This is a genomic window from Fervidibacillus halotolerans, assembly GCF_026547205.1.
In the GTDB taxonomy this organism is placed as follows: Bacteria; Bacillota; Bacilli; order Bacillales; family Caldibacillaceae; genus Fervidibacillus; species Fervidibacillus halotolerans.
The window spans coordinates 2,662,631-2,677,475 of the sequence record NZ_CP106877.1 but is presented as its reverse complement, the minus strand read 5'-3'; the positions used below and the strand labels follow the sequence as shown (position 1 = coordinate 2,677,475).

General features: G+C 40.8%; 11 protein-coding genes, 1 rRNA gene and 1 pseudogene. All 13 read right to left on the bottom strand.

Annotated features, from left to right (window positions below; all coding sequences use genetic code 11):
- Positions 1-44: 44 nt before the first annotated feature.
- The 13 genes and pseudogenes from OE105_RS12565 to tilS all read right to left on the bottom strand — a co-directional run bounded on the left by OE105_RS12565 (position 45) and on the right by tilS (position 14,575).
- A 16S ribosomal RNA gene (locus OE105_RS12565) occupies positions 45-1,595 on the bottom strand.
- A 335-nt stretch (positions 1,596-1,930) separates the two neighbouring features.
- On the bottom strand, positions 1,931-3,415 hold the full coding sequence (lysS, locus tag OE105_RS12560) for a lysine--tRNA ligase (RefSeq protein ID WP_275420504.1): 1,485 nt from the start codon (positions 3,413-3,415) through the stop codon (positions 1,931-1,933).
- A 264-nt stretch (positions 3,416-3,679) separates the two neighbouring features.
- On the bottom strand, positions 3,680-4,675 hold the full coding sequence (gene dusB / locus OE105_RS12555; protein ID WP_275420503.1) for a tRNA dihydrouridine synthase DusB: 996 nt from the start codon (positions 4,673-4,675) through the stop codon (positions 3,680-3,682).
- 134 nt (positions 4,676-4,809) lie between these two features.
- Entirely contained in the window at positions 4,810-5,334 is a 525-nt protein-coding gene (gene folK / locus OE105_RS12550; protein WP_275420502.1) for a 2-amino-4-hydroxy-6-hydroxymethyldihydropteridine diphosphokinase, read from the bottom strand.
- Positions 5,335-5,382: 48 nt separating this feature from the next.
- Complete coding sequence (folB, locus tag OE105_RS12545) at positions 5,383-5,754, bottom strand: dihydroneopterin aldolase (protein ID WP_275420501.1); 372 nt, start codon at positions 5,752-5,754, stop codon at positions 5,383-5,385.
- Between the two features lie 125 nt (positions 5,755-5,879).
- Positions 5,880-6,710 (bottom strand): dihydropteroate synthase, encoded by an 831-nt coding sequence (folP, locus tag OE105_RS12540; protein WP_275420500.1) that lies wholly within the window; start codon positions 6,708-6,710, stop codon positions 5,880-5,882.
- 305 nt (positions 6,711-7,015) lie between these two features.
- Positions 7,016-7,162 (bottom strand): annotated as a pseudogene (locus OE105_RS12535) (IS3-like element IS655 family transposase); the annotation flags it as partial.
- Between the two features lie 324 nt (positions 7,163-7,486).
- Positions 7,487-8,413 (bottom strand): cysteine synthase A, encoded by a 927-nt coding sequence (gene cysK / locus OE105_RS12530; RefSeq protein ID WP_275420499.1) that lies wholly within the window; start codon positions 8,411-8,413, stop codon positions 7,487-7,489.
- A gap of 103 nt (positions 8,414-8,516) precedes the next feature.
- A complete protein-coding gene (hslO, locus tag OE105_RS12525; protein WP_275420498.1) occupies positions 8,517-9,404 on the bottom strand; it encodes an Hsp33 family molecular chaperone HslO in 888 nt (295 codons plus the stop codon).
- Between the two features lie 84 nt (positions 9,405-9,488).
- A complete protein-coding gene (locus tag OE105_RS12520; protein ID WP_275420497.1) occupies positions 9,489-10,283 on the bottom strand; it encodes a type III pantothenate kinase in 795 nt (264 codons plus the stop codon).
- A 148-nt stretch (positions 10,284-10,431) separates the two neighbouring features.
- Positions 10,432-12,474, bottom strand: a complete 2,043-nt coding sequence (ftsH, locus tag OE105_RS12515; protein ID WP_275420496.1) for an ATP-dependent zinc metalloprotease FtsH — start codon at positions 12,472-12,474, stop codon at positions 10,432-10,434.
- Between the two features lie 167 nt (positions 12,475-12,641).
- On the bottom strand, positions 12,642-13,184 hold the full coding sequence (gene hpt / locus OE105_RS12510; RefSeq protein ID WP_275420495.1) for a hypoxanthine phosphoribosyltransferase: 543 nt from the start codon (positions 13,182-13,184) through the stop codon (positions 12,642-12,644).
- Between the two features lie 17 nt (positions 13,185-13,201).
- Entirely contained in the window at positions 13,202-14,575 is a 1,374-nt protein-coding gene (gene tilS / locus OE105_RS12505) for a tRNA lysidine(34) synthetase TilS (protein WP_275420494.1), read from the bottom strand.
- Positions 14,576-14,845 lie beyond the last annotated feature (270 nt).

Sequence of the window (14,845 nt, the reverse complement as noted above, 5' to 3'; positions counted from 1 at the left end):
AAACTGACAAGACGAAGCGTCATTCGTTCATGTACTATCCTTAGAAAGGAGGTGATCCAGCCGCACCTTCCGATACGGCTACCTTGTTACGACTTCACCCCAATCATCTGCCCCACCTTCGGCGGCTGGCCCCCTTGCGGGTTGCCTCACCGACTTCGGGTGTTGCAAACTCTCGTGGTGTGACGGGCGGTGTGTACAAGGCCCGGGAACGTATTCACCGCAGCATGCTGATCTGCGATTACTAGCGATTCCGGCTTCATGCAGGCGAGTTGCAGCCTGCAATCCGAACTGAGAATGGCTTTTTGGGATTCGCTTCACCTCGCGGTTTCGCTGCCCTCTGTACCATCCATTGTAGCACGTGTGTAGCCCAGGTCATAAGGGGCATGATGATTTGACGTCATCCCCACCTTCCTCCGACTTTTAGCCGGCAGTCAGATTAGAGTGCCCAACTGAATGCTGGCAACTAATCTCAAGGGTTGCGCTCGTTGCGGGACTTAACCCAACATCTCACGACACGAGCTGACGACAACCATGCACCACCTGTCATCCTGTCCCCGAAGGGAACGCCCGATCTCTCGGGTTGGCAGGAGATGTCAAGACCTGGTAAGGTTCTTCGCGTTGCTTCGAATTAAACCACATGCTCCACCGCTTGTGCGGGCCCCCGTCAATTCCTTTGAGTTTCAGTCTTGCGACCGTACTCCCCAGGCGGAGTGCTTAATGCGTTTGCTACAGCACTAAAGGGCGGAAACCCTCTAACACTTAGCACTCATCGTTTACGGCGTGGACTACCAGGGTATCTAATCCTGTTTGCTCCCCACGCTTTCGCGCCTCAGCGTCAGTTACAGACCAGAAAGCCGCCTTCGCCACTGGTGTTCCTCCACATCTCTACGCATTTCACCGCTACACGTGGAATTCCGCTTTCCTCTTCTGCACTCAAGCCCCCCAGTTTCCAATGACCGCTTGCGGTTGAGCCGCAAGATTTCACATCAGACTTAAAGGACCGCCTGCGCGCGCTTTACGCCCAATAATTCCGGACAACGCTTGCCACCTACGTATTACCGCGGCTGCTGGCACGTAGTTAGCCGTGGCTTTCTCGTCGGGTACCGTCAAGGTACGATCATTTCCTACCGTACTTGTTCTTCCCCGACAACAGAGCTTTACGATCCGAAGACCTTCTTCGCTCACGCGGCGTTGCTCCGTCAGACTTTCGTCCATTGCGGAAGATTCCCTACTGCTGCCTCCCGTAGGAGTCTGGGCCGTGTCTCAGTCCCAGTGTGGCCGATCACCCTCTCAGGTCGGCTACGCATCGTCGCCTTGGTAGGCTTTTACCCCACCAACTAGCTAATGCGCCGCGGGCCCATCTAGAAGCGTCGGCAAAACCGACTTTCCTTCTTCCTCCATGCGAAGAAAGAACCTATCCGGTATTAGCTCGCGTTTCCACGAGTTATCCCGATCTTCTAGGCAGGTTACCCACGTGTTACTCACCCGTCCGCCGCTAACTTTTAAAGGGCAAGCCCCTTAAAAGTTCGCTCGACTTGCATGTATTAGGCACGCCGCCAGCGTTCGTCCTGAGCCAGGATCAAACTCTCCAAAAAGTTTGATTGCTCAAAATTAATACGCTTCGTCTTGTTCAGTTTTCAAGGTTCAATCTTCGCCAACTCTTCATTTGAGCGACTTTTCTATTTTAACAACTTTTAAATCAGTTGTCAATAACTTTTTTGTTTCTCGTGTCAACATTCAATACTATACCACCAATTTCCGAGAAATGCAACAAAAAAATTTTAAGAAATTCATGTATATTATTTTAAACAACATGGTTAAAATTTGAAATATTTTCTGTCTTTATTTTTCCATATTTGTTAATCTAAAATGCTATTTAAAAAGAAAGGTACCCGAATAATATCAAAATCGGGTACCGCTTATTTCCCCTCTATCTATGACGCATAAGAGGGAAAAGCAATACGTCACGAATGGATGGAGAATTGGTCAAGAGCATAACGAGTCGGTCGATACCGATTCCTAAACCACCGGTAGGAGGCATGCCATATTCCAATGCTTCGATAAAATCTTCATCCATCATATGTGCTTCGTCATTGCCTTGGGCTCGTTCCTTCAATTGATCTTCAAAACGTTGCTTTTGGTCAATTGGATCATTTAATTCCGTAAAAGCATTTGCATGTTCCCGGCCAACGATGAACAATTCAAAACGATCAGTAAAACGGGGATCCTCCGCATTTTTCTTAGCTAGAGGGGATATTTCTACAGGATGGCCATAAACAAAGGTTGGTTGAATTAACTGGTCCTCTACTTTTTGTTCAAAAAATTCATTTACAATGTGACCAAACTGCATCGTATCATTGATTTCAACATTATGTTCCTTCGCTAATTGACGGGCTTTTTCATCGGTCATATGTTCCCAAAAATCGACACCCGTATGTTCTTTAATAGCATCTACCATATGAAGCCTTTTCCATTTCGGCGTCAAATCTACCTCATATTCTCCGTACTGTATTTTTGTCTTACCTAAAACCTCTTTAGCCACGTGAGCAATTAAATTTTCCGTTAAATTCATAATATCGTTGAAGTCCGAATATGCCTCATATAGTTCAAGCATTGTAAATTCGGGGTTGTGCCTTGTGGATATGCCCTCATTTCTAAAAACTCTGCCGATTTCATATACCTTTTCCAAACCACCGACAATTAGCCGTTTCAAATGAAGTTCGATGGCAATTCGCATATATAAATCCAAATCCAAGGCATTGTGATGGGTAATAAAAGGTCTTGCTGCGGCACCGCCGGGTATCGAATGCATCATCGGTGTTTCCACTTCCAAATAACCGTGTTCATCCAAATACCTACGGACCGATTGAATGATTAAACTTCTTGTAATAAATGTTTGTTTACTTTCCGGATTCACGATTAAATCCAAATATCGTTGCCGATATCGTTGTTCCACGTCTTTCAATCCGTGGAATTTGTCAGGAAGGGGTCGTAAAGATTTTGTTAATAATTCAAAACCGTCAACTTTTATAGACAATTCACCGACTTTCGTTTTGAAAACGACACCTGTTACCCCAATGATATCTCCTAAGTCCGCTGTTTTAAAAAGTTCATAAGCATCTTCCCCAACCGCATCGAGGCGAATATAAATCTGAATTTGTCCTGTTCGATCTTGCACATGGGCAAAGCCAGCTTTACCTTTTCCTCGTTTTGTCATAATTCGACCGGCATATTGGACTCGGATATTTTTCGGTTCCAATTCTTCGTTGGAGAGATCGCCGTATAATTGAAAGAGCTCTTCTGTTGTATGAGTTCTATCAAAACGGTGGCCAAAGGGATCAATACCTTTAGCACGTAACTGATCGAGCTTTTCGCGACGAACTATTAGCTGATCATTGAGTTCATCATGATTCATCGATACATCGCCACCTTTATTATTTATCCTGAAAATAAAAATAGTATAATTGAGATATGTTTTTAATATACGAAAACTGCCAGTACATACTGGCAGTAGTCGATATCAAGATAATTATAGGTTAATTTGGATCTGATTGTCAAACAAGGATCATAGAAGTTTTGAAATTTATGAAACATCCGGTTGATATGTCTGAAGGGGGTGTTAATTAATGGATAGGTGAGTTGTCATTTAACCTGATCCATTCAAATTCGCAACTTCCAGTCAAATTTGATGTGCGTATTGTTCCTTTTCCTTTTCTTCCACTAGTTGTTGTAAGATCGATTCAAGTTCTTCCTTCGTATCACAGTTATTGATTAAATTTCGGTATTTCCCATTACCACGAATACCTTTTAAATACCATGCGGCATGTTTCCTCATTTCTTTAATAGCAATCTTTTCACCTTTCAAGGAGATTAACCGTTTCATATGAAGCAAACATACATCGATCTTTTCTCGGACAGTCGGCTCACCGGTCAATTCACCAGTCTCTAAATATTTCACTGTCCGATAGATGGTCCAAGGATTACCTAAAGCAGCCCGACCGATCATCACTCCGTCGACCCCTGTTTCATCTAACATTCGTTTTGCATCTTGAGGGGTTTTTACGTCCCCATTTCCAATAACTGGAATGTTTACCGCTTGTTTTACATCCCGAATGATATCCCAATTTGCAGTCCCTTCATACATTTGCACTCGGGTACGTCCGTGGACGGCAACAGCCGCACCTCCCGCACGTTCAACCGCTTGAGCATTTTCTACAGCGTATATATGCTCGTCATCCCAGCCGATTCGCATTTTCACAGTCACCGGTTTTTCTACGGCCTCGACGACGTAGGAAACCATATCGTAAATTTTGTCGGGGTTTAATAACCACCTTGCTCCGGCTTCACATTTGATGATTTTATTCACCGGACAACCCATATTAATGTCGATAATATCCGCATTTGTATTTTTATCCACAAATTTTGCTGCTTCGACTAAAGAATCTTTCTCGCCTCCGAAAATTTGTAGACTAATCGGTTTTTCCCTTTCATCGATATATAACATATTTAACGTTTTTTCATTTTTATACACGATACCTTTATCGCTAATCATTTCGGCATAGACAAGTCCAGCCCCGAATTCCTTAACGGTTAGGCGGAAGGCGGAGTTGGAAATGCCTGCCATCGGTGCTAAAACGACTCGGTTTTTTAAAGGAATATTACCGATTTGAAACATATAAAATCCCCCTTCCCTTTCTAACATGACTTCAATAGATCTCTTTTTTGTATCCATTATCTAAAAATCATAATATATTTTTTATATGTGAACTATTTTAACGAAAGTATGTCGAGGGCTGAATTGGTAACCTTCTAATTTTTGAAAAGATCATACACATTCACGGATTGTTTTTTCCTCCATATCCGAACCCCTTCTGCTCCGACTATTTCCATTTGCTTTTTCACCGAGACGTCGATATTTGGCAAATATAACGACCCGTTAATTTCTACCAAAGGTATTAAAACAAAGGATCTCTCATGCATTCGCGGGTGAGGTACGATCAAACGATCTGTATGAATCAGTTCTTGATTATAAAGCAATACGTCGATATCAATCGTTCGTGGACCAAACCGAATCTCCCTTTTTCTCCCTAGTTTTTTTTCAATCATTAAACTTTCATTTAATAATTGTTCAGGTGTCAATTCGGTACGTATTTCAATAACCATATTCAAAAAATTCGATTGATCCTTATAACCGACTGGATCCGTTTCATAAATGGAAGAAAAATCAACAACCTGTATTTTTTTCGTATCTTCCAATTGTTCTATTGCACGGGATAAAAAATGTTCCCTCTGCCCGATATTAGAACCTAAAGACAAATATGCAATCTGTTCCATTATAACATCTTCCTTTAAATAATAGTCGGAAAATGATTTCCAAACGATTTATTTTTTTCCTTCTCTTGTCCGAGTAATTTCCACTGCCGCTGAATGGAATCGACCTGGAATCGGAGCCTTCGGTTTCATCACTTTAACGGTACAACTTTCGATCAACGGTTCGTCAACTAAAAGGGTTTCAGCTATTTTTTCCGCAACCGATTCAATTAATTTGTACGCTTTTCCTTCAACGATTTGTTTACATTTTAAAAATATATTTCCATAATTAACCGTATAGGTTAAATCGTCCGTTTCACCAGCTTTACGGAGATCTAAATCGAGCGTTAAATCGATGATAAAAGGTTGGCCTAACTTGTTTTCCTCTGGAAAAACGCCATGATACCCATAAAATTCCATTCCTGTTAAATAAATGCGATCCATGCAACCACCTGCCCAAATTTTAAAAAGAATCATTTACAAGAGATGAACCTATACAAATCTTATACGATTTCTCACCTCGAAAGCACGAACTTACGGAAGTGGAGCAGTTAAAAAATTTACAAGCTTTAAAACCCCTTTATTTCTCCCTTTCCTTGCAGCACGTCCATCATTTGAACGGCCCGAGAAACTTCCTTTACATCGTGAACTCGAACAATCGAACAACCCTTTGTAATGCCATAACAAACGGTAGCAATCGTTCCTTCCAAACGTTGTTCCACCGGTAAATTGAGGGTTTTTCCGATCATTGATTTCCTAGAAGTTCCTAATAATACGGGATAACCGAATGCAACAATTTTATCGAGATTTTTCATCAATTCGATATTTTGTTCGTACGTTTTTGCAAAACCAATTCCCGGATCCAAAATAATGTTCTCATCGGGTACGCCCTTTTTTTTAGCGATCGATATACTTTCATATAAATCATACATCACATCCCTTAAAAACGAGTCGTAATTCGGTTCCTTCCGATTATGCATTAAAATAATAGGGACTTCATATCGAGCTGCTACATCAGCAATTTCCGGATCCTTTTTCGCACCCCATATGTCATTGATGATATGTGCCCCTGCTTCGATCGCCTTCCTTGCCGTTTCCGCCTTATATGTATCGATGGAAAGGGGTAGGGAAATTTCCTTAACCAGCTCAGTGATAGTCGGTAGCACTCGTCTTATTTCTTCTTCTGCAGAAACCGGTGTAAACCCTGGGCGAGTTGATTCGCCTCCAATATCGATTATGTCCGCTCCAGATGCGACCATTTGTTTACTATGATTCACTGCCTTTTCAATTTCCGAATATTTTCCCCCGTCGGAAAAGGAATCGGGTGTTACATTTAATATACCCATTACATACGTTTTTTTGGAAAAATCCAATGAAAAACCTTTTGAAGAAACAACCATGATATCACTCCTAAATAGATTCCTACCGTTCATTTTAACAAACTGAAGGAAAATCGCTAAGGAAAAAGAAGGGAAAATACAATGAAACCAATCGTATTTATAAATCAAGTAGGAGGGCGAGATTAACCCCCGTCCTCTCACACCACCGTACGTACGATTCCGTATACGGCGGTTCAATTAAGATAGATGACGCAAAAATTCATAACGTTTTTGTAGACTTTTAAGCCCTTGGTCACTCCAATAGGGTTTCCAAGGGTTTTGTGTAATATGGGACTTTTTGAAATTCGCCAGTAACCTTTAGACTGTTCCCCAACTGCATTATCATGAGGGGTTCCTTTTTCGCATAGAGATCTTTTGATACCAAACGTTTCTAACGTTTGATCGATCAAACGATTTTTAAATTCACTGTCTCGATCAGTATGAAATAATTCGAGGTGATTTAGACTGTATTTACCCTTTAGGCTTTATTTTCGCCTAACCTGCATACAATCCACAACACAAACAATAGCAAAGTCAATGGTGGCTAGTTGATGGACCTTAAAAAAATTGTCCAATTTAGTGTTAACATACCACATTCAATGATATCTAGCCTTATATGAAGTTCGTGTTCCGAGAGACCCAGTTTGCCGCTCGCTTCCTTCAGATTCCGCGTCACCACTGACACCCTTGCGTTAGGCTAACCACTACTTCTGCCTTCGTGGCTCGGGACTTTCACCCTAGAGATTACATCCATGCCGGCTGCACATAGAAAAAAGAAGCGATCAAGACCATCGCTTCTACTTTTCAAAGTGATACAACGGAGTGCTCAAATAACGTTCCCCATTATCCGGGACGATTCCTAATACTTTTTTCCCTTTTCCTAACCGTTCCGCTAATTTCAATGTGGCAAAGATGGCAGATCCGGAAGAAATTCCTCCTAATATACCTTCATATTTTGCCACTTTTCGTGCTGCTTCAAATGCTTCTTCCGTCGTTACTTGAATAATTTCGTCATATATTTTCGTGTTTAACACGTTCGGTACAAAGCCAGCTCCAATTCCTTGAATTTTATGGGGACCTGGTTTTCCCCCTGAAAGAACGGGTGAATCCTTCGGCTCGACAGCGACAATTTTAATATCCGGATATTTTTCTTTTAAAACGGATCCTGCTCCGGTAATCGTCCCGCCTGTACCGATTCCGGCCACAAATCCATGGAGCTCATCGCCCATCTGTTCGATAATTTCCGGTCCCGTCGTAAGCCGGTGAATTTCTGGATTTGCCTCATTATTAAATTGTTGTGGCATAAAATAACCCTTTTCCTTTACGAGCTCTTCCGCCTTTTTAATCGCACCCTTCATTCCTTCCGTGCCTGGTGTTAAAACGAGATCAGCACCGTATGCCCTGAGAAGATTTCTCCGTTCCATACTCATCGTTTCAGGCATAACAAGAACGGCTTTATATCCTTTCGCTGCAGCAATCATCGCCAAACCGATCCCCGTATTCCCACTTGTCGGCTCAATAATTGTATCTCCCCTTTTCAATATTCCCTTTTTCTCCGCATCTTCGATCATCGCTAAGGCGATTCGATCTTTCACACTACTTCCTGGATTAAAATACTCCAATTTTAAATATACTTCAGCCGATTCCGGACCGACGACGTGATTTAATTTAACAACTGGAGTTTTTCCGACGAGATCTGCCACTGAGTGGACAGCGCGCACCATTGTAACCCCTCCTAATTCCTAGTAAATTTATTGGATTACTTTTATCATATGTTTAATTTAAGTCCACTGTCAATTTTTACGGTTTTTTTTTCGATTTATTCATTCATGTAACCGATTTTGCTTGTTTTTTCAGTTTTTCCAATTCTTCTTTTGAAAATAAATAAACCGTATTGCAAAAATGGCAACGAACTTCCGCTTTTCCGTCTTCTTCGATCATATTTTCTATTTCTTTTGCACCTAAACTGATGATGGCATTTCCAAAACGTTCTTTAGAACAAGTGCATTGAAACTGAACCGGAATTTTTTCTAAAACTTTCACATTCCCTTTTCCTAATACCTCTTCTAAAATTTCTTCCGGTGTTCTTCCATCCGCAATTAAATTTGAAATGGGCTTCATCGTTTTCAACCGATTTTCAATTTCCGAAATCGTTTCGTCCGAAGCACCGGGCATGACTTGAATAATGAATCCTCCCGCGGCTAAGATCGAATGGTCGACATTGACTAAAACACCCACTCCAACGGACGATGGGATTTGTTCAGAGACTGTAAAATAATATGTGAAATCTTCTCCTAATTCTCCGGATACGAGAGGAGCTTGACCGGAAAATTTTTCTTTTAATCCTAAATCTTTAATGACGGTCAAGGTCCCCTTCGTACCCACTGCCCGTTTTACATCCAATTTACCAAATTCATTCGTTTCAAAATCGACATGGGGATTCATTACATAACCTCGGACGTGACCTTTTTCATCCGTATCAACAATGATTGCCCCTAACGGACCATTTCCTTCTACCTTCACCGTTACACGACTATTCATCTTCAACATTGATCCCATCATAACCGTCGCTGTCATCGTCCGTCCTAAAGCAGCGGATGCAGTCGCCCATGTATCATGGCGCCTTTGTGCCTCTTTCACTGTTTCTGTCGTATCAGCAGCATAGGCGCGGATCTCTCCGTCGTAAGCCATCGCTTTAATCAAATAATCCGTCATCTTTATTCCTCCAACCAAAAAAAAATTTTCAAAGGGCGAAGGATTCCGTATTCCTTTGCCCTTTTTTCGTTCGTATCAATATTTTTACCGATTGTATCCATTTTTTTCTTTTCGATCAACATTTTTTTTATAAATTAAATAAAGACCTTTTAAGGTAAGGAAAGGATCTACGACTTCAATTTCTCTCGATTCTTCTGCAATGAGCGGTGCAAGTCCACCCGTAGCAATAACTTTCGGTGGCTTTTTAGCAATCTTTTTCATTCGCCGAACGATTTCGTCTACTTGGCCGACATATCCGTATACAATGCCCGCCTGCATCGCCTCCACCGTGTTTCTCCCAATGATTAACTCGGGTGTCGTTATTTCAATACGTGGGAGTTTGGCTGCCTTCGTATACAAAGCTTCCGTTGAAATGATAATGCCCGGTGCAATGGCTCCCCCCATATATTGTTTCTGCTCGTTAATATAACAGAAAGTTGTCGCTGTACCGAAGTCGACGATCACGAGGGGACTTCCGTATTCATGGATACTTGCAACTGCATTGACAATTCGGTCTGCCCCAACTTCCCTCGGATTTTCATATTTGATATTCAAACCGGTCTTTATCCCCGGGCCGACGACGAGCGGTTTTAAATGGAAATATTTTTCACACATTTTTTCCAAAGACAACATAATTGGTGGAACGACTGAGGAAATAATGATTCCCTTTACTTCGGAAATCTTCCTGTTTTCATGTTCGAATAAAGCCTTTATAAGCATCCCATACTCGTCTTCTGTTTTGTCCCGATTCGTTTCGATACGCCAATAATGCTTCAATTCATCGTTTTCATATACTCCAATGACGATATTCGTATTCCCAACATCCAATGCTAAAATCATATTTTCACCAACTTTAAATATTAGAATCCACACAAAATCTTAACATAAACAAAAAGGGAAAAAAACTTTTTGCATCGATTTTTCACCGTTCGTTTAGAAGTTTTTGAATAAAAAAGAGTGCCCGTTTTCCAGACACTCCAAACGTATATTATTCATCTTTCTCTTGGGAATCTTTCTTTTGATTTTCTAGCCATGTGTCGAATTCTTGCTTTTTTTCAGCTTCAGAACCCTTTTGATTTTGTTCTTTTTCTTCTTGATCATCAGACTTTTCGGCGGAACGTTTTTCATCATTAATATGAATTTTCACCGATTCTTTTTCTTCGCCCTTTTCCTCTGTTTCCTCTTTCGCCAAATCTTCTGGTTCAGGAAGGGTTCCATGTTCGTACAAATGGCGAATTTGTTTTGCATCAAGGGTTTCTTTTTCTAGTAATGCTTGAGCAATCCGTTCTAATTCCTCACGTTTTTCCGTTAAAATGCGTTTGGCCTTATCGTAACATTGTTTGATAATCGTTTGAATTTCTGTATCAATTTCATAAGCGATTTTATCGGAATAGTTTTGTTCATTATGGAGATCTCTTCCAAGGAATACTTGTCCTTGAGGCGAACCGAACTGTAATGGTCCGAGTTTATCACTCATACCAAATTCTGTTACCATTCGACGCGCAATACTTGTTGCCCGTTCAAAGTCGTTACTCGCCCCTGTGCTTACCTCTCCAAATACAATTTCTTCTGCTACCCGTCCACCAAGTAATCCGGTAATTTTATCGAGCAATTCCGGTTTTGTCATGAAATACCGGTCTTCCTTCGGCAACATGACCGCATAGCCACCCGCCTGTCCACGGGGGACAATCGTCACTTTATGGACCATTTCAGCTTCATCGAGAGCAAGCCCAATGATCGCGTGACCACCTTCGTGATAAGCGACTATTTTTCTTTCCTTTTCAGAAATGACTCGACTTTTCTTCGCTGGTCCGGCAATCACCCGATCCGTCGCTTCATCGATATCACTCATATCAATTTTCTTTTTATTTGCCCGAGCTGCAACGAGGGCTGCTTCGTTTAATAAGTTTTCTAAATCGGCTCCGGAAAATCCCGGTGTTCGCATGGCGATCGTTTTCAAATCAATCGAATCATCTAACGGTTTATTCCGTGCATGGACGCGCAAAATCGCTTCCCTTCCTTTGACATCCGGACGACCTACGGTAATTTGACGATCGAATCGACCTGGTCTTAATAAAGCAGGGTCTAAAATATCGGGACGGTTCGTTGCTGCGACGATGATAATTCCCTCATTGGCACTAAAACCATCCATTTCAACCAACAATTGGTTTAACGTTTGTTCCCGCTCATCGTGACCACCACCGAGACCTGCACCCCGTTGGCGTCCGACCGCATCAATCTCATCAATAAAAATGATACAAGGTGAATTTTTCTTAGCCGTTTCAAACAAATCTCGTACACGGGAAGCACCGACACCGACGAACATTTCAACAAAGTCTGAACCACTAATTGAGAAGAACGGGACGCCCGCTTCACCTGCAACGGCTCGAGCCAACAACGTTTTCCCAGTTCCTGGAGGTCCAACTAACAAAATACCTTTTGGAATCCGTGCCCCCAGTTCGGAAAATTTTCGTGGATCTTTCAAAAATTCGACCACTTCTACTAATTCTTGTTTCTCTTCATCGGCCCCAGCCACATCGCTGAACCGTACCTTTTTCTTATCGTCATTATACATTTTTGCTTTGCTCTTACCGAAATTCATAACTCGGCCGCCGCCGCCTTGGGATTGGTTAAGTAGGAAAAAGATGAAAAACATCAAGATGATGAACGGAATCATACTAGTCAATAATTGGATCCATCCGCTCGTTTCTTTTGCCATTAAAATTTTCTGTTCTGTCCCTGTTTTTTCGGCAGCTTGATCAATCCGTTCTAATATCGATGGGTTGTTCCATACGTTAACGGTAAATAATTTATTATTATCTGCAGATTTTAATTCTCCTGTTATTTTATAAACTTGTCTCTCAGGTTGTACTTGGAAATATTCCACTTCACCATTTTCTAAATGGGTGATAAACTGATCTTGTGTCATTTGTTCGTTCGTCTCTTGTCCTCCTGTAACAATACTAACGAGACCAACGATCACTAAAATGACAAGTAGATAAAAAACGGTATTTCGTAAAATCCGATTCATCCTTGACCTCCTCTCAAGGGAAACAAACTTATTAAATAGTATCATAGAAGTTTCGATTTTTACAAGAAATTCATATCAACAGGAGCGAAAATCCCTTTTTCCAATTTCCTTTTCGAATAGAAGGCTGCACATACATAAGGGATGTCGCACCACTATCTTTCAACCCGCTATTTGTTTGTGTATACCTCTTGTTTTAAAACACCGATATAGGGTAAATTCCGGTATTTTTCTTCATAATCAAGTCCGTATCCAACAACGAACTCATTTGGAATGTTGAAACAAACGTAGTCCGCTTGAATGTCGACTTTTCGACCTTCTCGTTTGTCTAGTAAAGTGACAATTTTAATGGATTTTGCTTTTCGATAGCGGAATAGTTCTACTAAATAATGTAACGTGAGGCCACTATCAATAATATCCTCGATGATTAAAAGATCCCGCCCTTCTACAGAAGTGTCCAAATCCTTTAATATTTTCACCTCACCGGAAGAGACGGTTTTCCCTCCATAACTAGAAACATCCATGAAATCCATTTCTAAATATGTATCGATCCGCTTTACTAAATCTGCCATAAAAGGCATGGCTCCCTTTAATACACCGATTACAAGTGGATTTCGATCTTTATATTCTTCCGTTAATGTTTTCGCTAATTCTTTAATTTTTTCTTGTATGTCTTCTTCAGTTATAAGAATTTTTTCAATATCTTGTCTCATTTTGTTCCTCCCAGAAGTTATGGCTTGTATTGTAATATGAAATATTTCCCATCCACTGGTGCTTCAAATTTCGACTTTCTAAGTAGCGGTACCCATAATATTTCTCCATCCGCATCGGTCACAATCGGCCACTCATCTCGTAAGAAGGAAGGGATTTTTTCATCGATAAATAGAGATTTCAATTTCTTTGTTCCACCATTTCCTTTTAAACGAATCCGATCGCCTTCTTTCCTCGTCCGGATTTGTAAAGGAAATTTTGTATTGTGAGGGAGGAGAAACTTAGTTCGATCCTCTCTTTTACAAATTCCTTCTTTCATGGAAAAATATCCACCTGTTGGGAGTGTGACCGTATCACCAATTTCTAAAAAATAGGAATACCCCGTTCGTTCCCTTCTTAAAGTAATGATGCAACTGTCGTAAGAACGGATGATTTGAACGTGACCAGGAAGATCGATTTTTCTTGTAGCTCCTTTTCCTTTGATCATTTCGATAGCTTTTCGAATATGGGATGATGACAAATTGGTAGACTGACCATCCAAATGGAAAGAGGATATCGTTTGAAAAAGACAACGCCTTTGCAACGGAGAGGGAAGTTGTAAAAACGCACTGACAGTAAACGATACCCGATCCGTTTCCCTCTTCATAATCGAGCTACTCGCCTTCTCTGCTAATTGGGATAAATAATCGTCATCATCATGTACGTCTTCGCTATACTGTTGGAAATGGAGATGGACATTCGGATTTTCTTCTTTTAAAAAGGGGAGAATATGTTTCCGAAATCGGTTCCGTGTATATACATCCTTTTTATTACTTGGATCAAAAACGGGTTTCAATCGGTTTTGTTCAATATACAACTCGATTTCCGATCTCGTTAAACATAAAAATGGTCGAATAATCCACCCGTTAGCAAAGGAGCGTTTTACCCGCATCCCGCCTGAAGCACCGACAGAAGTCCCACGAGTAAGACGCATTAAAATTGTCTCCATTTGGTCATCCCCATGGTGACCAAGGGCTAGAAGCGGAATATTTAGTTCTGTCATAATCTCTTCATAAAAGCGATACCGCAAATGTCTAGCAATGGATTGGGGATTTCCACCCCTTATTTTCATTTCTTCCGGGACATTAATACGTTTTCCAATGAAAGGAACGTTCCATTCAGAACAAATCCGTTTTACATACTTCATTTCAGAAAAAGACTGTTCTCCACGAAACATATGATCCACATGACATGCGGTAATATGCAAATTCATTTCTTCACGGAGGGATACAAAAAAATGGAGCAAAGCTAAGGAATCAGGTCCACCAGACACACCTATTAAAATTTTATCATGTTCGGATAACAATTCGTTTTGTTCGATGAAATTTTTTACTTTATTTGCAAACGAACCCATTTTTCTTGCCCTCATTTTATTATTACTCAATATTTTACCCTATTAAATGATAATTTGAAAACATTTTTACTAAAACATCCATTATTTACGAATTTTGTATACATATTGCCCATACCGGATGACAATATTTAAGCAACCTAATACATATCCTATCATTTTTCATTACTTTTCACTACCTTTTTGTTAAAAACAGTGGTAAGAATTCATTGCAAAATAAACCTTTTCTTTCTATTCCATCCATTGCCTAATGTTTCGTTAAAAAGTTTGGAC